This is a genomic window from Micromonospora sp. NPDC005367 (assembly GCF_040606825.1).
Classification (GTDB): Bacteria; Actinomycetota; Actinomycetes; order Mycobacteriales; family Micromonosporaceae; genus Micromonospora.
The window spans coordinates 1-23,049 of the sequence record NZ_JBEXFP010000020.1 but is presented as its reverse complement, the minus strand read 5'-3'; the positions used below and the strand labels follow the sequence as shown (position 1 = coordinate 23,049).

20 protein-coding genes are annotated in these 23,049 nt (G+C 69.1%); 13 read left to right on the top strand and 7 right to left on the bottom strand.

Translation table 11 applies throughout. The features are described from left to right. Positions 1–138: 138 nt before the first annotated feature. The 3 genes from ABZS42_RS16295 to ABZS42_RS16285 form a co-directional block, all read right to left on the bottom strand. Positions 139–597 carry a hypothetical protein gene (locus ABZS42_RS16295; RefSeq protein WP_355145938.1) on the bottom strand — a complete coding sequence of 153 codons (459 nt, stop codon included), beginning with the start codon at positions 595–597 and terminating at the stop codon, positions 139–141. A gap of 204 nt (positions 598–801) precedes the next feature. Next, positions 802–2,715, bottom strand: coding sequence for a CocE/NonD family hydrolase (locus tag ABZS42_RS16290; RefSeq protein WP_355145936.1), 1,914 nt, complete (start codon positions 2,713–2,715; stop codon positions 802–804). A gap of 2 nt (positions 2,716–2,717) precedes the next feature. Then, positions 2,718–2,933, bottom strand: a complete 216-nt coding sequence (locus tag ABZS42_RS16285; RefSeq protein WP_355145934.1) for a hypothetical protein — start codon at positions 2,931–2,933, stop codon at positions 2,718–2,720. A gap of 646 nt (positions 2,934–3,579) precedes the next feature. Here ABZS42_RS16285 and ABZS42_RS16280 point away from each other — a divergent pair. Continuing rightward, the gene (locus tag ABZS42_RS16280) at positions 3,580–4,278 is read left to right on the top strand and encodes a hypothetical protein (RefSeq protein ID WP_355145932.1); all 699 of its coding nucleotides are present in this window, start codon (positions 3,580–3,582) and stop codon (positions 4,276–4,278) included. Between the two features lie 89 nt (positions 4,279–4,367). Here ABZS42_RS16280 and ABZS42_RS16275 read toward each other — a convergent pair whose 3' ends face one another. Continuing rightward, the gene (locus tag ABZS42_RS16275) at positions 4,368–5,792 is read right to left on the bottom strand and encodes a M1 family metallopeptidase (RefSeq protein WP_355145930.1); all 1,425 of its coding nucleotides are present in this window, start codon (positions 5,790–5,792) and stop codon (positions 4,368–4,370) included. 405 nt (positions 5,793–6,197) lie between these two features. Between ABZS42_RS16275 and ABZS42_RS16270 the strand changes: the two genes are divergently transcribed. Together ABZS42_RS16270 and ABZS42_RS16265 are read left to right on the top strand one after the other, a co-directional pair. Further along, positions 6,198–6,590: a hypothetical protein gene (locus ABZS42_RS16270; protein WP_355145928.1), complete on the top strand. Its 393-nt coding sequence runs from the start codon at positions 6,198–6,200 to the stop codon at positions 6,588–6,590. A 211-nt stretch (positions 6,591–6,801) separates the two neighbouring features. Then, entirely contained in the window at positions 6,802–6,954 is a 153-nt protein-coding gene (locus ABZS42_RS16265; protein ID WP_355145926.1) for a hypothetical protein, read from the top strand. A gap of 61 nt (positions 6,955–7,015) precedes the next feature. On the opposite strand, the gene ABZS42_RS16260 is transcribed toward ABZS42_RS16265, so the two are convergent. Next, positions 7,016–7,759, bottom strand: coding sequence for a hypothetical protein (locus ABZS42_RS16260; RefSeq protein WP_355145924.1), 744 nt, complete (start codon positions 7,757–7,759; stop codon positions 7,016–7,018). Between the two features lie 253 nt (positions 7,760–8,012). On the opposite strand from ABZS42_RS16260, the gene ABZS42_RS16255 reads away from it, so the two are divergent. Then, a complete protein-coding gene (locus tag ABZS42_RS16255) occupies positions 8,013–8,543 on the top strand; it encodes a GNAT family N-acetyltransferase (RefSeq protein ID WP_355145922.1) in 531 nt (176 codons plus the stop codon). Between the two features lie 519 nt (positions 8,544–9,062). Here the strand turns inward: ABZS42_RS16255 and ABZS42_RS16250 are convergent. After that, positions 9,063–11,723, bottom strand: coding sequence for a glycoside hydrolase family 97 catalytic domain-containing protein (locus tag ABZS42_RS16250; RefSeq protein ID WP_355145920.1), 2,661 nt, complete (start codon positions 11,721–11,723; stop codon positions 9,063–9,065). A 605-nt stretch (positions 11,724–12,328) separates the two neighbouring features. Between ABZS42_RS16250 and ABZS42_RS16245 the strand changes: the two genes are divergently transcribed. The 9 genes from ABZS42_RS16245 to ABZS42_RS16205 all read left to right on the top strand — a co-directional run bounded on the left by ABZS42_RS16245 (position 12,329) and on the right by ABZS42_RS16205 (position 21,717). Then, the gene (locus tag ABZS42_RS16245; protein WP_355145918.1) at positions 12,329–13,012 is read left to right on the top strand and encodes a GntR family transcriptional regulator; all 684 of its coding nucleotides are present in this window, start codon (positions 12,329–12,331) and stop codon (positions 13,010–13,012) included. After that, the gene (locus ABZS42_RS16240) at positions 13,009–13,977 is read left to right on the top strand and encodes a tripartite tricarboxylate transporter substrate binding protein (RefSeq protein WP_355145916.1); all 969 of its coding nucleotides are present in this window, start codon (positions 13,009–13,011) and stop codon (positions 13,975–13,977) included. The genes ABZS42_RS16245 and ABZS42_RS16240 overlap by 4 nt, the downstream gene beginning before the upstream one ends. Beyond that, entirely contained in the window at positions 13,974–14,456 is a 483-nt protein-coding gene (locus ABZS42_RS16235) for a tripartite tricarboxylate transporter TctB family protein (RefSeq protein WP_355145914.1), read from the top strand. The genes ABZS42_RS16240 and ABZS42_RS16235 overlap by 4 nt, the downstream gene beginning before the upstream one ends. Further along, positions 14,453–15,979 (top strand): tripartite tricarboxylate transporter permease, encoded by a 1,527-nt coding sequence (locus ABZS42_RS16230; protein ID WP_355145912.1) that lies wholly within the window; start codon positions 14,453–14,455, stop codon positions 15,977–15,979. The genes ABZS42_RS16235 and ABZS42_RS16230 overlap by 4 nt, the downstream gene beginning before the upstream one ends. After that, a complete protein-coding gene (locus ABZS42_RS16225) occupies positions 15,976–17,001 on the top strand; it encodes a sialidase family protein (RefSeq protein ID WP_355145910.1) in 1,026 nt (341 codons plus the stop codon). Before ABZS42_RS16230 ends, ABZS42_RS16225 begins: the two co-directional genes overlap by 4 nt. Further along, positions 16,998–17,873 (top strand): dihydrodipicolinate synthase family protein, encoded by an 876-nt coding sequence (locus tag ABZS42_RS16220; protein ID WP_355145908.1) that lies wholly within the window; start codon positions 16,998–17,000, stop codon positions 17,871–17,873. The genes ABZS42_RS16225 and ABZS42_RS16220 overlap by 4 nt, the downstream gene beginning before the upstream one ends. 487 nt (positions 17,874–18,360) lie before the next feature. After that, complete coding sequence (locus ABZS42_RS16215) at positions 18,361–19,545, top strand: sialidase family protein (protein ID WP_355145906.1); 1,185 nt, start codon at positions 18,361–18,363, stop codon at positions 19,543–19,545. Between the two features lie 304 nt (positions 19,546–19,849). Further along, positions 19,850–20,443, top strand: coding sequence for a GTP cyclohydrolase I FolE (gene folE, locus ABZS42_RS16210; protein ID WP_355145904.1), 594 nt, complete (start codon positions 19,850–19,852; stop codon positions 20,441–20,443). Then, a complete protein-coding gene (locus ABZS42_RS16205; protein ID WP_355145902.1) occupies positions 20,440–21,717 on the top strand; it encodes an FAD-dependent oxidoreductase in 1,278 nt (425 codons plus the stop codon). Before folE ends, ABZS42_RS16205 begins: the two co-directional genes overlap by 4 nt. 36 nt (positions 21,718–21,753) lie before the next feature. Here ABZS42_RS16205 and ABZS42_RS16200 read toward each other — a convergent pair whose 3' ends face one another. Next, complete coding sequence (locus ABZS42_RS16200; RefSeq protein WP_355145900.1) at positions 21,754–22,398, bottom strand: hypothetical protein; 645 nt, start codon at positions 22,396–22,398, stop codon at positions 21,754–21,756. Positions 22,399–23,049: the final 651 nt, after the last annotated feature.

Here is a 23,049-nt window from a genome sequence, read left to right as displayed (position 1 = left end):
GCGGGCTCTCGGTCTGAGGGAAGCCGATGAGAGTCGCCATGCCGATGGTGTGCTCGTCGGCCCAGGCGCAGACATCCGCGCGTACCGAGGCGTCTTGGCTGATACCGCACCTGGCGGTGCCGCCGAGCGGGCCTGGTTCTATCGGCTTGACGTCGATACGGACGGAAGCCCGCGAAATACGGTGTTCAGCGTCGTGTCCGGGTCGGCGATCGTGCCGGAAACCCCGCTGAGCAGGATGACCCGCTGGTCGCCGGAGCGGTACATCCCGCGATGCCGGGAGTACTTCTCCTCGACGGGCCCGTAGGCGGTGCCGACCGCGCTGGTCGGCTCCCCGATGACCAGCGTCTTGAAGGTGCCCATGCTCTTCTGGCCGGTGGTGCGCAGCCGTCGGTCGACCGACTCGTGCCAGTTGCCGAGCAGCTTCTCCGGTCGGTCGAGGCGCATCGACGTGGCGGAGACCGCCTGTTCATCAGGGACGGTGGTCCCGGCGTCTTCGGCGAGCCGCGAACAGCCGGCCGCTGCCAGCAGGCCCACCAGGGCCAGCGTCCCAGCAGTCACGGCGAGCCGTGCATCGACGAATCGACCGTCCGCTGACATCCGTCACCTCCTCACATCGAAGCTCGCGCACGATATCCCAATGGGAGGAGCGCGACTTCGCCGCGTGGGTGGCGGCCACCATGCTCGGGCGGCCGTAGGTGGCGAGCGTTGGCCGCCAGTGGGCATCCGGGCACCGTCAGGGTTGCCCGGCCCGGTCCGGGTGGGCGGAAAGCCGCCACCCGGACCGGACCGAAGCGATCGGTCTTACGCGCCGCCGAGGGCGGACGCGAGGGCGGACGCGCCGCCGACGATCGGGAGGTCGACGCTGGTCTGGCTGTGGTGCGTGTACAGGCTCAGCTCCGTACCCGGCGGCGGCCGGAGGGTGAAGACCCGGTCGCTGGAGTACACGACGAGACCGATCTGGCTGCCTTCGCTGAACACGTAGTCGTGCGGTTGCAGGTCGAATTCGTGAATGAACGGGGCTCCCGGCTTGATGCCGAAGCTGCGGTCCAATCCGTTCCGCTTCAACGGGTCCGACCACCCACGCGCGATGATCTTCGGGTCGCCCGACTTCGGGTACTCGACCAGCATCGCGCTGACGAGCCCGGCCCGGGCGTTGATCGACATCCGAGTCGAGACATGCACCGTCCCGCTGAGGTGGACCGGCTCGGTGAGCCGCGCCGTGCGGTAGGCGAGGCGGTTCGGTGACTGTTCGGCGCGGGCGAAGGACGTCGCGTCGATCGTCATGTCGTCGACGAAGGTCTCGGTGACCGGCCCGTCCGCGGCGTTACGGGTCAGCGTGAGCTTGCCGGTGGTGTTGTTGCCGCTAGCGCCGAGGAAGAGAGGGGTGGCGGTGGCGCCGGGCACCGGCCAGCTGTCGTACGGCGTCCAGGTGCCGTCCTCGCGTTCGACCACTGCTGCGGGCTCGTCCAGCACATCGTTCTCCACCCCGTGCAGCCAGTAGGTCCACCAGCGGTTGAGCAGATCCAGCCAGGCCGCGCGGTTGTTCGAGAGCGCCCGGTCGCCGTGCCCGCCCTGGTGCAGCCACACCTGGTGGGGGATGCCGTTCTTCTCGAGGGCGTCGACGAGCTGAGCGGCGTTGCGGAGCTTCACGTTCTGGTCGTTCAGGCCGTGCTGCACGAGGACGCCGCCGGCGATGTTGCCGATGTTCGGCAGGTAGTTGCGCTCGTGCCACCAGTCGTTGTACTCGCCGGTGAGCCGGTCCTGACCTCGCCGGACCTCTTCCTTGGTGTAGTCACACACCTCGGGGTACTTCCGGGAGATGTTGGAGTTGTGGTTGGAGTTCTGGTCGCCGCCGAGGTTGGTGTTGGTCGAGATCGGCGTGCCGTTCATCCGGCGGTAGTCGTAGTAGCTGGAGATCGCCGAGATGGGCACGGTCGCCCGCAGTTCCTTCACACCGGTCGTGGCCACCCCGATCGGCAGCGTGCCGTCGTACGAGGTGCCGATCATCCCGACCAGGCCGGTGGTCCAGTTGGCCTCGACCGGCTTGCCGTCGATGTCGTAGGCGTCGGCTCGGCCGTTGAACCAGTCGATGACCGCCTTGAGCGACTCGTGCTCCTCGGGGCCGCCCGCGGTGGTGCACCCGGTCGAGCTGCCCGTGCCGAGCATCTGTGCGTGGGCGAAGATGAAGCCGCGGGACAGGAACTCGTTCTGGTACGTCCCGCCGTTGATGGTCTGGTGCGGCGGCTCGGTTCCGTCGTACGGCTTGTCGGGCAGCGGGAAGTACGGGAACGGGCCGGGGTCCGGCGGCGGCGCGTAGCCCGGCCGGTCCGGGGCGTAGAGCGGGACGTGGACGTCGTTGTTCAGGAACTCCCCGCCTTCGCCCCAGTAGGGGCTGGCCTGCATGATGATCGGCAGCTGGATGCCCTTGTCGGTCGACGCCGGCCGCCGGATCTGCACCCGGATGCGGTCGTTGGCACCGTCCCGGTCGGTGTCCATGCCCTCGACCTCGACCCAGACGTTCTGGGTGATGATCTCTTCACCGGCGTACACCGGCTGTGCTCTGCCGTTCTCGAACACCGGACGCTGCCCGCTCGGCTGCTCCTGGGCGGCAGCTGCCGGGGCGGCGAATCCGAGCGAGGCCACCAGCGTCAACGCTGCGGCGCCGGGCAGCCAGCTTCGTGGTCGTGATCGTCGCTGTCGATGGAGAAGATGCATGGTCACGAACTCCTTCGCGGTGCGTGGGGCAGGGCATGACGTGTCGGGGCCACCGGCTGGTTGGTGAGGCCGGCGGTGTTGAGGCGGGGCGGGCCGTCGCCGATGAACTCGAAGCCGGTGATGGCCGAGGTGCCCGCCACGAAGACGTCCGGGTTGAGTGGTGGATCGCCGATCGAGCCGTCGGCGGCCCTGTCGTACGGCCGCCTGGTTCTCGCCACAGTGGGCGCCGCCTCCGCTGTCGGCACCGGTGAGCAGGCCGCGACGGTGCGGGCATGGCGACCGTCACCACCGGCGCCCGTGGTGGACGGAGCCCGCGTGGGCTCGTTTCGCGGGGAAGGGGGTCCGATGGCAGCTCCTCGAGACGGTGACCTTGGGAGCGTATGTTGTATACGAAGATGGGTGCAAGACCTTCGATGCCCGGTGAGCGGCCACCCGCACTTGCCGAGAATCTCGTCTGCGCAGGTCAGACGGCATGCTTGTGGGCGTGGAAACACCGCCGAAGCGGTCGTGCCGTCGTCGATGAAGCGGGCGATTCGCTCGGGTCGGCGACCTACGCGGACAACGGCCGTGACCAGCGTCGCGTTGGCGATGCCCTCATGCGGCCGGTGGGAGTTGAAGTCGCACGAGCGCGGGGCGTCCAGCCCGAACCATGAGAGCGGCCGTGACCATGAAGTCGATGTCCGGCGGCTGCCCACCGGCAGTCGTCCAGGAACTCGCCGGGATCGGCGCGGAACTTACCCTGCGCAACGAGCTGGTAGCCCACCTTCCGCACCGACAGCTACCCCGGACGACGTAGCGTCACGGAGAGTTAAGTTTTGCTTATCGAGTGATCGATCAACGAGGCAAGCTCGGTACCTTGCCCGAATGCGACACATCAAGACCGTAATCGCCGCGCTCATCGTGGGTCCGCTGGCCTGGGTTTTGCTCGCCGCTGGACAAGGCCGGTCCCTGCGGGTGTTCGCGGATGCGCAGGACAACGGGGCAGCGCCCGCGGCCACCGCTCTGCTGAAGCCGCTGCTCGTGCTGTCGGCTGCCGGTCTCCTCCTCGGGCTCATTTCCACCGTCCGGGTCTCCCCGCTCGGCTCGGTGCTGACCGGACTTGCGTACGCGGCCAGCTACGCGGGCCTGTTGGTCAGCCCGGCATGGCTGCTGGACCTGCTCAGTCACAAGCTGAGCGTGGTGGGCTACCAGATCGACCTGCTCACCCCCGTACGGACCGGAACGACGCTGCTGCTGGGCTTGCTGCTCATGGTCGGGGCCGTCAGTGCCCAGCGGTGGCGGCGCTGGCCGCAGTCGGACACCGATGAGCAGACGGTCGACGGCCCGGACAAGATGATTCCACCGGTATCGGAGCAGGATCGCCCGCTCGGGGCGGACGGGCTCGGTGCGACGAAGCAGGGTGAGGATCCGACGGAGCCGGGTAAGGCCGACGGACCCGAGCCGGCAATGGTCAGTGGTCCGCAGTGGATCGACTCGTTGCGCCGCGATTCCCCGAACGAGTCCCGGCAGTCGGACGTGACCCGCTGGCAGTCCCCGCCGCAGGGGACGGGCTACCCGAGCTGACCGGGGCGCCGGTGGCGCCCCGGTGGTCCGGTCCGCCAAGGGCATGGCCGGGGCCCGCGACCGTCCCGGTCGCAGGCCCCGGCCGTCCGTCACCAGGCCGCGGGCCGGCCCTTCTGGTAGAGCCAGACATCGAAGAATGCGGTGAGGTCCTGCCCGGATTCCCGCTCGGAGAGGGCGACGAAGTCGGCCGTTGCGGCATGGCCGTACCGGTGGCCGGCCGCCCACTCACGCAGGATGCGGAAGAACGCGTCCTCGCCGACCTTGCCGCGCAGCGCGTGCAAGGTCATCGCGCCCCGGTTGTACGGGATGTTGCTGAACATCTCCTCGGGACCCGGGTCGGCCAGGACGATCTGCCAGAACGGCGACGACGCGGCCCGACCGTAGTTGCTGCTGTTGCTGAAAGTCTGGCTGACCGACACGCCGCCGTTGTACTCGGTGTACATCCACTGGGCGTAGGTGGCGAAGCCCTCGTTGAGCCAGATGTCCGACCAGCGTTCCGGGGAGACGCTGTCGCCGTACCACTGGTGGGCCAGTTCGTGGGCCATGGTGCCGACGCTCGCCGCGCTGGAGAAGATCGGCTTGGTCTGCGTCTCCAGGGCGTAGCCCACGTCGGGGGCCCGGTCGATGATCGCCCCGGTCGAGGCGAAGGGGTACGGACCGAACATCGTGGCGAAGAAGTCGACCATCTTCGGGAGCTGTGCCACCGCAGCGGTGGACCCGGAGACCTGCCGCGGGTCGATCGCGACGTAGACCGGGATCCCGGTGGGCGTGGTCGACTCGGTCACCAGGAAGTCGCCGATGGTGATCGTCGCCAGGTAGGTGGCCATCGGCTCGGTCGAGTCCCAGGTGAAGGTGGTCCAGCCGTCCCGGGTCTCCCGGGACAGGAGTTGGCCGTTGCCGACCGCGGTGAGCCCCGCCGGCACCTTCGCGGTGAACCGGAAGGTGGCCTTGTCGGTCGGGTGGTCGTTGGTGGGCAGCCACGCGGGTGTCCCCTGGGGCTCCCCGACGACGAAGGCGCCGTCGTCGGTGGGCACCCAGCCTTCGATCGATCCGTCCGGGTCGGTGATCGGGCCCGGTACGCCGGCGTACTTCACCACCACGGTGAACGTGTGCCCGGCCTTGAGCTTCGGACGCGGGGTGACGATCAGTTCCTGCCCGTCCCGGACGAAGGCGTGCGCATGCCCGTTGACCGTCACGGCCGAGACCGCCGGGCCGCGGAAGTCCAGGTTGAACCGGTCGAGGTCCTGCGTGGCGGTCGCGGTGATGGTGGCAGTGGCATCCAGGAACCGAGTCGCCGGGTCGTAGGAGAAGTTGAGGTCGTAGTGCTGGACGTCGTATCCGCCGTTGCCCTGATCGGGGAAGTACGGATCACCGACGCTCGCCGCACCGGCCGAGTACCGGGGGGCTCCAGGCTTGCCAGGTGCCGCACCGGCTGAGGCCGGCGCCACCGTCGAACCGACAGCCACGAGGACGACCGTGGCCAGCGCGGCAGCGCGCAGGCGTGGGACTGTCATCTGAATCCTCTCATTTGGACCGTCGCGGCGGCGTCGGCCACCCGATGTGTACGCCTATCCATCCGCACCGGATGCGGATGCGTCAAGGTCTGCCGGTCACCGAGCCTTCACCGTGCGTTCGAATGTCGGCAAACCGGAACCGCGGATCCCGTCGGGTCGTGTGTGGACCGGCCCGCCGGACGCCGAGCGCAATGCTGTTGTCGACGTGGCCACGTGCCGAGCACGCACGGGTGCAGTTGCCCGGCTTCCGAGGGTGATGACGCGCAGCGGAAGGTTCGGTGAATTGAGCCTTCTCTCTGTTGCCGGGTCTGGAGCGAGCCCTGCAAAGTGCTTTCCTGTGCGTCTACTGGCGATTTCGTTGCCCTTGTTGCCCTGCTCGGCGTCGCCGCTCCCGCGCAGGCGCACGTGCACGTGACCGAGGTCGCCGTCGACCTGCGCAGCCGGGACGACGGCATCGTGGCTGCCGCCGACGTGGAGTACGACGTCCTCGCCCGGCTGCTGAACCTCGACGGTGTCCTCGGCCCGGACGCGCTCGGCGTGGACGGCGCGGCCGTCGAGGTGCCGACCGAGGTGCGGCGCAGTTCGCTGCACGCCCACGCGAGCGAGGTGGCGGCGTACGTCGGCGAGCGGCTGCGGCCGTCGGCCACCGCCTTCGACGTCTACGCCGCGGGCAACTGGGTGATGAGCCGGTTCAACGTCGACGTGCCGGCGGGTGGCTCGTACACCCTCACCCGCAAGCTCGTCGCCACCCCCGGCACCGAGGCGGTAGGCGTCCTCGACGGTGTCGCCGCGCCGTAACCCACACCCACCCACAGCACGGGGCCGGCCCGGACGCCAACCGGGCCGGCCCTGTGCGGCCGGCGGCGGGTCGCTTCCGGTGGACGGCACACCAGGAAGTCGAATCTCGACGAGGAGTTCAACCGGGTCTGGCCGCCCCCCTGCTGGCAGCAGCAGGAGGGCGGCACCCGCCATGCCTGGACTAGGGGACGGTCAGCGGAAGGTTGCGGCGTTGCGTTTGGCCCAGTCGGCGAAGGTGCCGGGGGAGCGGCCCAGGATTCGTTCGACATCGGGGCTGATGGCGAACGCCCTGCGCGAGCCACGGGTCATGGACCGCGAAGGCGCCCGGCTGCTCGCCCGGCTCGACTCGCTCGAAGTCGCCTGAGAACGGCACCGACCCCGTCAAGGTCAATACGGTCGTGCGGCCCGGCGTATCGCGTCGAGGGCTATTCGCCGGCCGGGAACGCGTAGCTCGACGGCGGGTTTGCCTGCTGGGCGGGCGTGCCGTAGACGAGGGCGATCTCGTCGTGCGCGTGCAGCACGATTCCCGCCGGGTTACCCGAGTGCGGCTTGCCGTTGACGTATGCGCGCAGAACCTTGCCGTCGCCGGCGGTGAGGCCGCCGACCTGATTCTCCGAGAGCGCCACCTGCCACTCGGTGAAGAACTGGCCGAGGCTGAAGTCCGCCTTCACCGGCGACTCGACGTGCAGTACACCTGTGGTGTCGTGGGTGTGCAGCGGGCTGATCTGGCCGCTGGCCTCGTCGATGCCGATCTGCGCCGGTACGGTGACCGGTTTACCGTCGACGATCACGTCGACGTGGGCGTGGATGTGCTCGATGGTCCCTTCCGTGCCGAGCATCGGCAGTCCGGCCGCCTGTACCCGGTTCGTGGCGTCGGCCGGCGTCGGCCACGGCGGCTGGTCGGTACGGCCCTCGGCGGTCGCGGCCGGGGTGGCCGGAATCTTCGCGGCGCTCGGATACCCGTGCGCCGGGTGGTTCAGCGCGATGGCCAGGCCGACCGCGACCAGGAGGACGGCTACCAGTCCGCCTCCGATGCCCCAGAACAGCCGATGCTGTCGGCGTTCGCGTCGCCGGGCGCGTTCGACCGCTTCCCGGGCGGCTGCCGCGGAAGCGCTTCGGCTCTTGCTCTGACTCGGCATGGTCATGATCTCCCAAGCAGACTTGCTCATCCCTGAGACGCAGGTGCGGTATCCACCCCCTGCGGACCGATGCCGCCAGGGCGGGACGGTCCTACGATGCGCCGCCTGGTTAAGAAGTCGCCGGGAGTTGGCTGAGCGTTAGGTGACAGCCCCCTGCGCGGTGACGCCCGTCTCAGCTCTCTCCGGTGAGTGGTCGCCGGCTCCGAGGATTTCGCACCGGCCACAGCTCTGAGCCGGTGCCGGCGGGCCAGGAAGCGCGCCGGCCGGCTGGCACGATGACCGGGTGGAGATCACCCGGCTCATCACCCTGCAAGACGCTCCGGCCCTGGCCGAGCTGTTCCGCGTCAACCGTGAGTTCCTCGCGCCCTGGGAACCGATCCGCAGCGAGGACTACTTCACGGCAGACGGCCAACACGCCGTCATCCGGGCCGACCTGCAGCAGCACGAGCAGGGATCGAAGCTGCCCCACGTCATCCTCGACGACTCCGGCAGTGTGATCGGCCGCATCACCCTCAACGGCATCGTGCGTGGCCCGTTCCAGTCGTGCGCCATGGGCTACTGGGTCAGCGCAAGCCACAACGGCCGGGGAGTCGCGACCAAGGCGGTACGCGAGACCGTGCGGGTGGCCTTCGAGGAGTTGGGACTGCACCGGGTGCAGGCCGAGACCCTGCCGCACAACGTCCGATCGCAGCGGGTGCTGGAACGCAACGGGTTCGTGCGGTACGGGATGGCGCCGGAGTACCTCAACATCGCCGGCCGGTGGCAGGACCACCTCATGTATCAGTTGGTGAACACCTCGTCAGCGGGCGGCTGAACGTCGTCCCGCCGGCGGTCACCCGGCCCAGGGAGCGGGGGCCGAGGCCGGCGCTCACCTGTTCGAGTATCTTTCGAAACCGAATCTCCCGCCGTGCACAACAGGATAATTTCGCCATATGGGCATCACCGGGGGGATCGCGTGCGTTTTTCTGACTGTCGTCATCGTGGGGCTCATAGGGTATTTGCTGGTGCGGTACGGGTTCGTCTCGAGGCGGAAGTCACCGCCACCGGAGGACGACATGACGCCATAGCTCCGCGCGACCATCGCCGGCGTGGTGGCCGGCGGATCCCGGCGCACCAGGTCGGTGGAGCGCGCGGGTCGGTCCCTGCCCCGCACCGTCACCGGGCCCGTTCGTGCTCCCAGTCGGCACCGGCGAGCAGGTGATCGATGGCGCCCCCGCCGACGTGACAGCGGCCTGAGCGACGGTTCCGAATCCGTGGTGCGAGGGGCCGGGGGCGGCGTGGTGACCGGCCCCCGGACCCTCCGCGGTGCCGTGGCGGCTCCGCTGGAGACCACTTACGCGCAGGTCACCCGCGCGTCACCCCAGTCGGCGTGGTCGAAGTTCTTACCGTCCCCACCATCGGTGACCCTCAGGGTCACCGTGTGTACCCCGCTGACGTCGACACCGAGCGTGCGCGCGCCGTCGGCGCTCCGGATGATCCCGGTGTCGGCGAGTGGCCGACCGTCACCGACGACCTGGAACGCGACCGAGCCGGACTGAGTGACCTCGTCGTCGATGCCGACCTCGGCCTGCAATCGGGTGCAGGCGCCACCCAGCCACACGGTGATCTCGCTGGGCGCGTGGGTGCCGATGCCCTTGGCGTACGTCCTGCCGCCGATGGAGATGGCGCCTCCGTCGCCGGCGTTCATCTCGCCGTTGGAGCCGTCCCGCTCGACCGGACCCCACCCGTTGCTCTCGCTCAGGAACGGCAGGTCACTGACGTACGCCGTTCCGGTCGGGTTCGGCGGCGGAACGAACACGCGCACCGCCTCCTCGACATGCACCGGGCGCCGCTGCGGATCGTCGGCGAAGCGGTAGGTGGCGACGACCGGTACGTCGATGTACCCGGGAGCGGCGTCCGCGGCGGCGGTGACCGTCCACGCGCCGCTGATCGACTCACCGGCCCGCAGGTGCTTGTCGGACACCGTCGAGCCGCTGACACTCCAGCCCGCGGGCGGGTTCACCCGCAGTTGGACGTCGTTGATCGGGCCGCCGGTGGGCAGGGTGAAGGTGCCGCGTACGTCGACGGTGCCGCCAGGTCGCGTCTGGGCCTGGCCGGGTGTCACCACGAGATCCGTCCGCGGCACCCGCCGTACCGGCTGGTCACAGGTCGACCTTCCCTTGGTGTATTCGCAGATCACCGAGACGAATCCGCCGTTGGTGGCCACCGGCACCGTCAACGAGTCGTGTGCGTCGGCGATGCGGGCCTCCCGGACCAGGCCGTCCGGGCCGTCACGGAGAGTTTCCACGAGCCATCGGCCCTTGCCGAGGAACGTCAGCGGCGTCTCGAACGTCTTCGCCGGTACGGCCGAGATCCCACCGAGGTACCACCGCTGACCCGATCGTCGGGCGAGGTAGACCTCCTGCCCCGGGCGTCCGCCGAGCAGTCGCGTCTCGTCCCACGTCGTGGGGAGCTGGTTCATCGTCCGCAGCGCCTCGGGACGCGAGTCGTAGTTCTCGGGCTTGTCCGCGGCGTGCTGCCAGCCCGACTCGTAGACCAGGAACGTCGCCACCTCGTGCGCGTCCGTGGTGTCGCGGTCGGAGACGACGAACGCGACAGGGGTGTAGTCCATGCCGCCGACGACGTTGCGGGTGAACGGGAACATCGTGTTCGTCGCGGCCCGGGTACGGAACTGCTCCGCGCCACGGATCGCCTCAAGCGTCATGACATGTGGCCAGGTCCGTTGGATGCCCCGGGGGATGGTGGCGCCGTGGAAGTTGACCATGAGCCGCAGCTCGGCCGTCTTGCGGAGGATGTCGTCGTACCACTTGAAGCGTGCCTGGGAATCCGAGTCCATGAAGTCGACCTTCACCCCGGCGACGCCCCACGACTTCACCAGCGACAGCGTGTCGTCCCGCTCCTGCGCGGTGTCCAGAGCCGTCCAGTGGAACCAGAGCAGCACCTCGACACCGCGGGCGCGCGCGTAGCGCACCACGTCCGGCACCCAACTGCGATCCCAGCCTTCGTCGATCAGGATGTAGGACCATCCGTTGCGGGCGGCGAAGTCGACGTACTGCTTCTGGCGCACCGGGTCCCGGGGGCTGTCGTGCTCGGACAGCCACGACCAGGCGACCGTGCCCGGGCGGATCCACGAGGTGTCGGCCAGCTTCGACGCCGGTGCCAGGTCGTCAACGAGCGTCGAGGTGGTCACCGTGGCCAGGTCGCCCACGATCGCGGTACGCCACGGAGTGGCCAACGGGCCGGGCGAGGTGACCTCCGCGTCGGCGAGCTTGATCGCGTATGAATCGGATCCCGCCTGGTGGGTGAGGCGGCCACCCGAGTACCGGCCGTCCACGTCCGACTCGGTGAGCAGGACGTAGGTGTCGTCCACCTCGAACAGAGCCGGGAAGCCGAAGTCGCCCGTCGCGGCGGCACCGGCGGTGGTCTCGACCCGGGTCGCCTCGTAGTTGGGCGTGTACGGCAGCAACCACGCGGGTGCGCCGGTCGGCAGGGCGTACGAGGACGCCTCCCGCTCGACGGTGACGCCTGCGGCCTCGGGCAGGACGTACCGGAAGGCCACACCGTCGTCCGAGACGCGGACCACGAGATCCATCCGCGCGCCGCTCTCGCCGGCGAACGACAGCGTCGACTCCGCCGACCGGGCGTGCCGGACGCGCTGCTTGCCAGTGGTCATGACGTAGTTCTCCACCACGACCCGGTCTGCACGGCGGATGAAGGTCAGACCCTTGGTCAGGTCGGCGGCCGTGGTCTCGATGCCGACCGCCGAGGGGGCCAGCACACTCCTGCCCCGGTGAGAGACGGCGAGCGACAACGCGCCGTCGGAGTCGAGCGTCACCGAAGCCGATACCGGCGCCGCGGGCGACGGCCCACGGACCGTCCAGGCGCCGGAATCGGAGGCCGCGGCGGGGGTGGCCGCCACCGCCGCGGCGGCGACGGCGACTATCGGTACGACGCAGCGCGCGAGGAACCGGTGCCGCGAGCTGTGCACACGCATCGATCGTCCCTTCTGCATGTGGGTTTGATCAGCGGATGCCGAACCAGCAGGCACGTGCCAGGGCGACGCGGCGGTTGATCGACGGCAGGGGAGTGCCTGCGTCGTCAGTTGCGGGTTTCATCCTGACCGCGGTCGCGTTGCCTACGCCGGCAGGAGCCGGCCGTGAGGGCCGGCGTGGGGGGAGCCGACCTCCCTCCTGCCCGTAGTCGAATCCAACAGAACCGAACAGGGGTGACGATCGCGAAAGCCCACGTCTGGCTCTCGCGACCCGGAGCCTAAGGGACGAACTCAGCCTGGAGCAACCGTTACGTCGCCGCTCAGTAGCGCCGAGTTGACGCACTATGGAGGAGTGTTGCCGGGAAAATGACCACACTGTCTGTCAAAGTGGACGGCCGCGCGCAAGGCGTTCGAAGATGTCATCCAATGTGCGGCTGAGAGCGTTTGGGCGCTTGGCCCTCCCGCCCGGAGTGCTTAGCGAACGAAGCTTGTGGACGGTCGCCGCGCCACCTGTGCGGGTGTGGGTGCAGGTCGGGGGACTTCGCCTCATCAACCGTTGACGGTCGATGAAACCAAGTGTTAACTGTTAACAGTTTTCGGGAGGTCGAGTGCTGAACGTCAGCCCCATCAGAGTGGAGTCCCTCGGGGAGAGGCTCGCCAGCGAGCTGCGCCGCCGCATCATCATGGGCGAACTCGCCGCGGGCACACGCCTCGTCGAGGAGGAGCTGGCTGAGTCGTTCCGGGTCAGCCGGGGTCCGGTCAGGGACGCCATCAAAATCCTGCGCGCGGAGGGACTCGTCGCCGGCACCGGCCGGAACGTCGTCACCCGCTCGCTCACCGCAGCTGACATCGACGAGCTGATGGCGCTCCGGGAGTCCTTCGAACTGCTGGCGGTCGAGCGTGCCATCGCCGCCAGGCGAGATGATCTCTCCCGCGAACTGGAAGCAGCACTCGCCGACATGGATGCGGCAGTCACCGACCGCAGCTCGACGGACTTCACCGCAGCCGACATCCGTTTCCACAGTGCCTTTTTCCACGCCGCCGCTCTGACCCGACTCGGTGTTCTGTGGAACCAGTTTCGTCCCACCATCGAGGGCCTGCTGTACGCCTCCGGCAAACGCATGGACGACCTCGCGACGTCGGCGCGGGAGCACCGCGACCTCGCCGGTCTGATCGCCGCGGGCAAGGTCGCCGAAGTCAAGGTCGAACTGCACCGTCACCTGCAGACGACCTGTTCGCGGTTGCAGTCCGCGGCACCCCCACCACCCCCGCAGAAAGAGAACGACTTATGAGATCAAGAACGGTCGCGATAGCCGCACTGGCCGTCGCCACAAGTCTCGCAGTGACCGCGTGCGCCAACCGTGGCGGCGGGGGAGAGGTATCCTCCGCGAACTACCCGTCGAAGGATTTGACCCTGGTCGTCCACGCCGGAGCGGGAGGAGGGTCGGACCTGACCGCCCGGACGCTCGCGAAGGAGATGGAGTCCGACCTCGGAAAGTCGATCGTGGTGGAGAACCGTACGGGCGGCGGGGGCCGTGTCGGCCTCACCTACCTCAAGGACCGGCCGGCGGACGGCTACAGCATCGGATTCATCCCGGTCGAGGTGGCGATGCTCGGACACCAGGGCGCCGACATCAAGCCCGACCAGTACACCATCCTCGGTCAGGTCATGAACGCCCCCGCGACCCTTTCGGTCCCGGCCGAGAGCCCCTACAAGACGCTCGCGGAGTTCATCGCCGCGGCCAAGGCCGCCCCCGGAACCATCACCGTCTCGAACTCGGGCGCCGGCGCGATCTGGGAGGCGGCGACCCTCGCCCTCGGGGAGTCGGCCGGGGTCACCTTCAAGCCCGTCCCGTACGACGGTGGCGCACCGGCCGTGGCGGCCGGCGTGTCCGGCGAGGTCAAGGCTGTCATGGCAGGTGTGAGCGAGTCCGGCGCGGCAGCCAAGGACGGCCGGCTGCGGGTGCTCGCCGTGATGGCCCCTGAGCGGGTTTCCTCGCTGCCTGACGTCCCGACCGCGAAGGAACTCGGCGTCGACGTCGTCATCGGTGGTTGGGGTCTGATGGGCGCCCCCGCGAACCTGCCGCCCGAGGTCAAGCAGCGACTCGCCGACGCCGTGCACAAGGCGGCGTCCTCGGCGACCTTCACCGACGTCATGACCAAGGCGGGCAACACGCCGATGGCCACCTCATCGGAGGATGCCACCGCCTTCGCCCAGTCGGAGTTCCAGCGCTTCGGCGAGATCTACCAGAAATGACCGCGTCTCACCCGTCCCCCGAGGGTGAGCGCAGTGCTGCCTCGCCGTGGCGCGAGGCAGCACTGGGAGGTGTCTTCCTGACGCTGGGCGTCGCGATCCTCCTGCTCGCCCGCGCGATCGAGCTGCCTGCCCGTGCCCTCGCCGTCAGTCCCCGCATCTGGCCAGAGGCGTTGGGCGCCGGGATCGTCGTGTTGTCGGTCCTGCACATCGTCATCGCGTTCCTCGCCACGCCCGAGCGCGACGACGCGGAGCCGGCCACCCGGGTCGGCGTGTTGCGGGTGGCCGGCTTCGTCCTGGCCACCCTCGCCTTCGGCCTGCTCTGGTACTACATCCACTTCCTGGTGTCCGGGATGGTCTTCGTGGCCGCCCTCACGTGGATCGCGGGCGGCCGCGGCATCAAGGACCTGATCCTCTTCCCCGCCGGCATCACGGTGGTGCTCTACGCCCTGTTCGCGCTCCTCCTGAGGGTTCCGGTATGAACGCTCTCCTCGACGGCTTCGGCGCTCTGTTCACCGTTCAGATCGCACTGTGCATCCTCATCGGCGCCGCCATCGGCATGCTTGTCGGCGCCTTTCCGGGCATCAGCGCCACCATGGCCGTCGCCCTGGCCAGCGCCTTCACCCTGACCATGGATCCGCTGCCCGGACTGGCGGTTCTCCTGACCATCCTCGTCGCGGCCCAGTTCGGCGATCGCATCCCGGCGATCCTCATCAACACCCCGGGCACACCCGCCTCCATCGCGACCACTTTCGACGGCTACGCGCTCGCCCGTCAGGGAAAAGCCGGCATCGCGCTCACCGCGTCGGCGTACGCCTCGGCGATCGGCGGCCTGGTGGGCATCGCGGTCCTGATGGTCGCGGCCGTCCCGCTCAGCAACCTGGCGCTCGAGTTCGGTTCGCCGGAGATGTTCGCCCTCGTGGTGTTCGGGCTGACCATGATGATCGAGGTGTCGGGCGGCAAGATCGTCATGGGCCTCATCGCGGGTCTGTTCGGCCTCGCCCTCGGCACCATCGGCCGCGACCCCCTCGACGGCTCCGACCGCTTCACCTTCGGCATTCCGCAACTCGTCGAGGGCATCCCGTTCATCGCGGTCATCATCGGGCTGTTCGGCATCACCGAGGTGTTCACCCAAATGGTCGAACGTGGGCACGCCCAGCAGGAGGCGGTGCGCAGCTTCGGCCGTTGGTGGCCGAACAAGGCCGAGAACCGAGCCATGATCAAGCCTGTCGCCGTAGGGTCGGCCGTCGGCACCGTCGTCGGCATCCTGCCGGCGGCGGGCGGCGACATCGGTGGCATCGTCGCCTGGGACCAGGCTCGGCGGATCTCCAAGGAGCCCGAACTCTTCGGCAAGGGTTCACTGGAAGGGTTGACCGCGGCGGACTCGTCGTCGAACGCCGGCGTGGGAGGGTCCGTTCTGACCACGCTCGCCCTCGGCGTGCCGGGGGACTCCGTCATGGCCGTCATGCTCGGCTCGATGATCATCTGGGGTATCCAGCCCGGACCCAGCCTCTTCTCGCAGCACCCGGACCTGGTGTACTCGATCTCAGGCATCCTGCTCTTCGCGACCCTGCTGACCCTCGGCCTCAGCCTCCTTCGGATGCGGGGAGTCGCCAAGCTGCTCGAGCTACCCACCCGGTTCCTGTGGGTCGTCATCGTGACCTTCTGCATCGTCGGCACGTACGCGGTCAACAACAGCGTCTTCGACGTCGGCCTCATGCTCCTCTTCGGCGTCATCGGCCTGCTGCTGCGCAGATTCGGTGTTCCCGCCGGACCGATCGTGCTCGGCCTCATCCTCGGACCCCTGGCCGAGCGCAACTTCCGTCGCTCCATGGAACTCGGCGGCCTCGAGACGATCTACACCAGCCCGATCGCCGTCGTCCTCCTCGTCGCCGCGGTCCTGGCCATCGCCGTGCCCCGCATCCGCTCCCGGATGAAGGCACGGAAACGCCCATCCCCACCGGGCACGCCGCAACCGCGACGGCCGGCCGGGGTCGGCAGTTGATCGAAAAGCACTTCGTCGTGCGCGACGTGCCCGGCCAGTGCCACGGCAGCACGCTCTGTGAGACGGCAGACTCCTTCGTGGTCGCTTGGTTCCAGGGCGACCACGAAGGGGCGGCCAACTCACAGATCTGGCTCGCCACCCGAGCCGGCGCAGACTGGGCTCCACCCCGGATGGTCAGCGGCGACCTCGTGCCGTGCTGGAACCCGGTCCTCCACCGACAGGAATCCGGCGCGCTGCGCCTGTTCTTCAAGGTGGGCAGGACCATTTCGGCCTGGCGGACGTTCCACACCACCTCGGTGGACGGCGGCCAGACGTGGTCGGTACCGCACCCACTCCCACCCGACACGCCGGGCGGACGAGGACCGGTACGCACGCCACCCCTTCGTCTGCCGTCCGGCCGGCTACTCGCCGGCGCCTCCACCGAGACGTGGGGAGCGACACCCCGATGGGACTCGTTCGTCGAGATCAGCGACGACGACGGCTGGTCGTGGCGGCGCACCGACAGCATCGTCATCGACCACAGCACCTTCCCCGGCGCGGGGCTCATCCAACCCGCACTGTGGCAGGCCGGCATGGGGCAGGTCCGCCTCCTCGCTCGCAGCACTGCCGGCCGGCTCGTCTTCTCCTGCAGCGACGACGACGGTGAGACCTGGTCCGCCGGAGTGCTGAGCAACGTTCCCAACAACAACTCCGGCATCAGCATCTGCACCCTCGGCGACACGGTGTATCTGGCCCACAATCCCACCGGTGGCGACTGGGCATCGCGCGCGCCGCTGCTGATCTCGGCCTCGACCGACGACGGTGCCACCTGGCAGCCCTGGGCAACGATCGAGGAATCGCGAGACCGCGCCGGTGACGAGACCTACCAACCGGCCGACTCGGGCGTCACCACCACCGGCGCCAACGAGTTCTCCTATCCCTGCCTCGTCCGGACCCGCGACGGACTCGCCGTCACCTACACCTGGCAGCGCCGCGGAATCGCGTTCGCCATTCTCGCCCCTTCAGACCGGAGCAATTCATGACCAGTTACCCCGACGCCAACCTGATCAGCGCCGTGCCGACCCTTTTCGACCAGGAGGGCGCGCTCGACATCGGCGCGACCAGGGCGGCCTACGCACAACTGGCCGAGGCGCCCCTGGACGGCATCTTCGTCGCCGGAACGACGGGCGAGTTCACCACTCTCACCGATGACGAACGTTTGGCCGTCTGCACCGCCGCCAGCGACGCCTTCGGTCCCGACCGGACGTACTGGCACGTCGGCGCAGCGTCCCGGTACCAGGCGGCCGCCCTCACGCAGGCCGCCGTGGACCGCGGTGCCCGCCGCCTCGCGGCGCTCACACCGCACTACTACGCCGCCACCGAGTCAGCCCTGCTGTCGTATTACGAGACCCTGGTCGGGCGGGCCGCCGGCGTACCCGTCTACGGGTACCTCTTCGAAGCGCGGACCACCACGTCGGTGACGCCTGCCCTGCTCGCCCGGCTCGTCGACACGGGCCTCGCCGGAGTGAAGATCAGCGGTGCGGGCAGTGCCGCCGTCGGTCGTTACCTCGCCGCGCTCGACCGGACGATCCCGGTCTACTCCGGTGCGGACGCGGAGTTCGCCGAGGTGGTCGACCTGGGAGCGGCGGGCGTGGTGTCCGGCGTCAGCTCCGCGCTGCCGGCACCCTTCCTCGAGGTACGCGATGCCCTGCGCGCCGGGGACTCGGCGGCGCTGGCGGTCGCGCGGGAGCGAGCGCGCCGCGCCGTCGCAGTTACCGGTCAGGGCAACCTCGCCCACCTGAAGGCGGTCCTCGAACTGCGCGGCATCCCCGCCAGCGGGCTGCGCGCCCCGCTCGACCCGATCTCCCCGCAGGACCGCCGCACGCTCGAATCCGACGTCGCCGACCTCCTCTGACCGGCCCGCCCCCGGCTAAGGAGTCGCGCGGAGGGAAACGGCGCGGCCTCGACGCGCTGACGCCTCAGCGGCCCTTCACGCGCAGTGCCGCACTGGGTGGGTTGTGACCAGCCAATCGCAGGCCACGAGGCCAAGTGAGCCGTTGACATCGAGGCGAGTCGCTGGCAACCTACTGTTAACAGTAGACGGTTAACGAATTTGGATATCTGCATGCCGCCGTGGAGCGAGCGTCCGCACGGGTCGGCGGGCAGCGAGCCGGTGGCCTGCCCACACCGTTGGTGACCCGCCACTGGTGTCCGAGGCGCAAGACCGGTCCCTGGCCGGTGGCCGGTCTCAACGGCAGGGCGACCGACGCGGAACCCAATCGCGCGAATGGGGGCGCTTTGCACCCGAGCAGGCACAGGGAGCGGACACGAGCACGGGCACCACCTGGACGGCCATGCATCGCCCACCGCCCGTGCCACCCAACCGAACCGAAGGAGACATCGTGTTCGCACACCTGACCCCGCTGCGCCGAGTGCTGGTTCCCAGCCTCGCCGCCGTGCTGGCGCTCCCAGTCGCCGGAGTGGCCCGCGCCGCGGAACCACCCGGACACAGCGATGCCTTTCGTGCCTACGCCTGTCGTCAGGACATCCACCCGCAAGACCCGGACTACCCCGGCGTCCACGTCGCGTCCATCGAGAAGGCGCCCAACGGTGACCTTCTCTACGCCTTCTACGCAGGCACCCAGGAGAAGGCCGACGACGTGGCCACCTACATGAGTCGACTCCCGGTCGGATCCAAGACCTGGACCGAACCGAGGGTGATCTTCGACGAGCCCGACAAGCCGGACGGCAATGCCGTGCTGTGGGCCGATGACGACACCACCTACCTGTTCTTCTCCACGATCCGTGGGGACGGCTGGACGGAGGCCGACCTCCGCCTCATCCGCTCGACGGACAACGGCCACACGTGGAGCGCGCCGGAGCAGATCCGCGAGGAATGGGGCTGGCTCTTCGGCACCCAACCGTTCCGCATGTCCAACGGGGAAGTCCTCGTCCCCATCTACAGCGAGACGCGATGGTCGTCCGGCTGGTACATCCCGAGCGAAAACTACGCCACCTGGGTGCCGCACCCGTCCGACAACGACGCGAACTGGCCTACCTCGCCGAACGGGGCGATCCAGCCAGCCACCGTCGAACTCGAACCAGGCCACCTGCTGGCCTACCTCCGCACCCGAGACCAGGCCATCTACAAGACCGAGTCGTTCGACTACGGCCGCACCTGGACCAAAGCGGAGTCGACGGGCCTGCCGAACAACAACGCCCGGCTGGCCCTGATCAAGCTTGCCGACGGCAACCTCGTGCTGGCACACAACCCGATCACCTCGGGTAGGAACATCCTGCGGCTCTCCCTCTCCACCGACCAGGGCAAGACCTGGACGAGTCACGTCGACGTCGAGTCCGAGCCCGGTGCCGAGTTCTCGTACCCCTATCTGTTGCAGACCGGCGACGGCATGATCCACCTCGCCTACACGCACCGACGTGAGTCCATGCGACACGTCGTCTTCAACGAGGAGTTCGTGCGAGCCGGCAGCGACCTGCCGTCCGACCCGCAGCCCGTCCCCGTCGAGCTGCGGCACGGGAAATTGACGCAGCCCTCCGCCTGCCACTACGTGAACACCCCACGCTGACCCCCGCGAGTACGGACGCCACGACGACACGACCGTGGCGTCCGTACCGCCGCTTCCGGGACCAGCCCGAATTGACGCGAGACCATTCGCGGCCGGCTCACGGAGACGTACGGATCGTCGGTCGTGGTCCCGCGCGATCCACCCGGGGTCGTCGGCCCGGCCGAGCGCGGTCCCCGAATTTGACCAGCGCCCGCTATTGAAATTCCGCGCCGGAGAGCACAGGATGGCAGGTGCCGGCGACGGCCCTCGCCGAGGACGAGGCACGCGCCGTGGAACCTGCACACCGACCCCGGGAGCCGCGGACGTGACCATCGCACCCGCCCCACGCCGCGTGCACCAGCAACCGGCACGCGACCTCGTCGCCGCCGAGCAGGCCGCCGCCCAGTTCCTCGCCGCGCTCGGCATCGACCTGGACTCCGAGAGCCTGCGCGCGACACCACGGCGGATGGCCTCGGCGTACGCCGAACTGCTCACCGCGCGCCCGTTCGAGCCGACCACCTTCCCCAACGACGAGGGATACGACGAACTCGTGCTGGCCAGATCCATCCCGATCCGGTCGGTGTGCGAGCACCACCTGCTCCCCTTCGTCGGTGTCGCCCACGTCGGCTACCTGCCGGGCGACCGGATCCTCGGGCTGTCGAAGCTCGCCCGCGTCGTGGAGCTGTTCGCCCATCGCCCGCAGGTGCAGGAACGGCTGACCAAGCAGGTAGCGGAATGGTTGGCCCTCGAACTCGCTCCCAAAGGCGTCGGCGTCGTCATCGAGGCGGAGCACATGTGCATGACGTTGCGTGGCGTACGTGCGGCAGGTGCCACCACGGTGACCTCCACCCTGCTCGGTACTCTGCGTGACGACGCCCGCTCCAGGGCCGAGTTCTTCTCCCTCACCGGAACCCAGTGATCCCCGAATCGGAGAACGGCATGGTCAACAGCCCCACCTTCGTCATCGTCGGGGCCGGCCTCGCCGGCGCCAAAGCCGCCCAAACGCTGCGCGAAGAGGGCTTCGACGGCCGTGTGATCCTCCTCGGTGCGGAGCCCGAACGCCCCTACGAGCGGCCGCCACTGTCCAAGGGTCTACTCCTGGGGACCACACCACGCGGCGACGTGTACGTGCACGACGCCGGCTGGTACGACGCGAACAACGTCGACCTGCGTACCGCGACCCGGGTCACCGCCATCGATCGCGCCGCCCGAGACGTCGTCCTCGACGACGGCGAGCGGCTCGGGTACGACAAGCTGCTGCTGACCACCGGCTCGACGCCCCGCCGCCTGGACGTTCCCGGCGCCGACCTGGACGGCGTGTTGTACCTCCGCACGCTGGCGCAGTCCGACCGGATCGCCGAAGCCCTCACCGACAAGTCCCAGCTCGTGGTGATCGGTGCGGGCTGGATCGGTCTGGAGATCGCCGCTGCCGCCCGCGAGCACGGCGCCACCGTGACCGTGGTCGACGTCGCCGACCTGCCGTTGCAGCGAGTCCTCGGCGACGAGGTCGCCCGGGTCTTCGCCGACCTGCACCACAGCCACGGCGTCACCTTCCGGTTCGGCGCCGGGGTCCGACGGCTGCACGGTTCCGGAGGGGTGTCGTCCGTCCTGCTCACCGACGGCACCGAACTGCCCGCCGACACCGTCGTCGTCGGTGTGGGTATCCAGCCCGACATGCAGCTGGCCGAGGCGGCGGGCCTGAAGGCGGACAACGGCATCGTCACCGACGCCCAGCTGCTCACCTCCGATCCGCACATCTACGCCGCGGGCGACGTGGCCAACGCCTACCACCCACTGCTGGGCCGGCACATCCGAGTGGAGCACTGGGCGAACGCGCTCAACGGCGGCCCGGCCGCCGCCCGCTCGATGCTGGGCCAGCAGGCCGAGTACACCCGCTTGCCGTACTTCTTCTCCGACCAGTACGACCTGGGGATGGAGTACTCGGGCTGGGCGGCCCCGGGCGGTTACGACCAGGTGGTGTTCCGCGGCGACCCGGCCGTGGCGGACGGCAAGGCACCGGAGTTCATGGCGTTCTGGGTCTCCGACGGCCGGGTGCTGGCCGGAATGAACGCCAACGTGTGGGACGTGACCGACCACATCCAGGCGCTGGTGCGCGCCGGACACGGCGGCACCGCCGTCGACCTGGCCAGGCTCGCCGACCCGCAGGTGCCACTCGGCGATCTCCTGGCCTGAGTTAAGGCATCGTCAGCGGGACGAGTGCCCGGCGGGTCAAGCCGGACGGATCTGCACGCAGCAGGCTCCGGGAGTGGGGACCAGCCGCGCGCGGAGTTCCGTCCGGCCGAGCCCGTCCAGCAGGCCGGCGATGAACGCCTGGTTCAGGCCGCACACCAGCTCGGTCTGTTGAACAGCGAGTTGATGGAACGGGCAGTTCCGTAGCCGGATGAGCTCGTCGTCGTCGACCGGTTCAAAGCCGAGTTCGTCCAGGAGCGAGGCCACGGTGCCGGGCCTGGTGGCCTCACGACCGATGGTGGCGCCCCGCCGCTCCGCGACGCGTAGGGCCGCCGATCTGGCGTCGGTCGGATCTTCGGCGACCGCCTGAGCGAGGATCTCGCCGATCAGGTCGTAGCGACGCTCCGGGATGGTCAATGAAATGCAGCCCGGCGCGGCCTCGTACACCTTCGGCGTCCTGCCTCGCCCGCGTGGCTGGTCAGCCGGCGCCTCGTACCGGGCCTGCAGGAGCCTGGCCGCGACCAGCTTGTCGAGGTGAAACGCCGCCAGGTTGCGTGAGATGCCCTGTGCCTCGGCGGCCTCGTCCCGCGTCACCGGGTGGTCCTGGCCGCGGACGTAGTCGTACAGCGCCCGTCGGACCTGGTCGACCAGCGCCGTCACCGCCTGCCAGGAGGCCGCTGCCACGCCACAGAGTTTATCACCAGCGGATCTTGTAGAAATTGCCCGATGCGGGCGTGGCGCTCTGCGGCGCGGCGCCGCCGTGTCTCTGGCTCCCGGCGACCGTCGCACATACGCGCCGGGGCGAGGGGCGAGCGCGTGTTCCTTGGCGCGCAAAGGCGGCGACAGCAGGTGCGACCTGATCCACGAGCCGGATTTGACGATCAACCCCCGGTCACGTAACTTTCTCTCTGCCAGCGCGGAACGGGGCAAACGGGACGAAAGCCCCGGGGGCCCGGCACCGGGATGGCACCGGGATCGGAGCGGTCGCAGACCACTTCGAGATCGGTTCGGGCGGTGCCCCGGGTTCGCTGCGAGGCGGATTTGGTGAGGCGGAACCGGCCGGGTAGGGTGAACGGTCGGCAGGGTGCCGGGCGAGTTCGCGGGTAACCGTGGCGGCCGGTCTGCTGAATCTCTTGATGAAGGCGGCGGGAGCCGGTTGATTTGAGGGTGCCCGCGTTATGGGTGGAAGCATGTGAAACCGGGTTACAGCGGGTTGACAGGGCGGAAATCGGCGGGTAATGTAGTAAAAGTGCCCGGCGCGGGAGCGGCGGGACACCGGACGAAATGCCCCGGATGATGGGCCCTTTTTTGGGGGTTGGTCGGATGGTGTGTGGT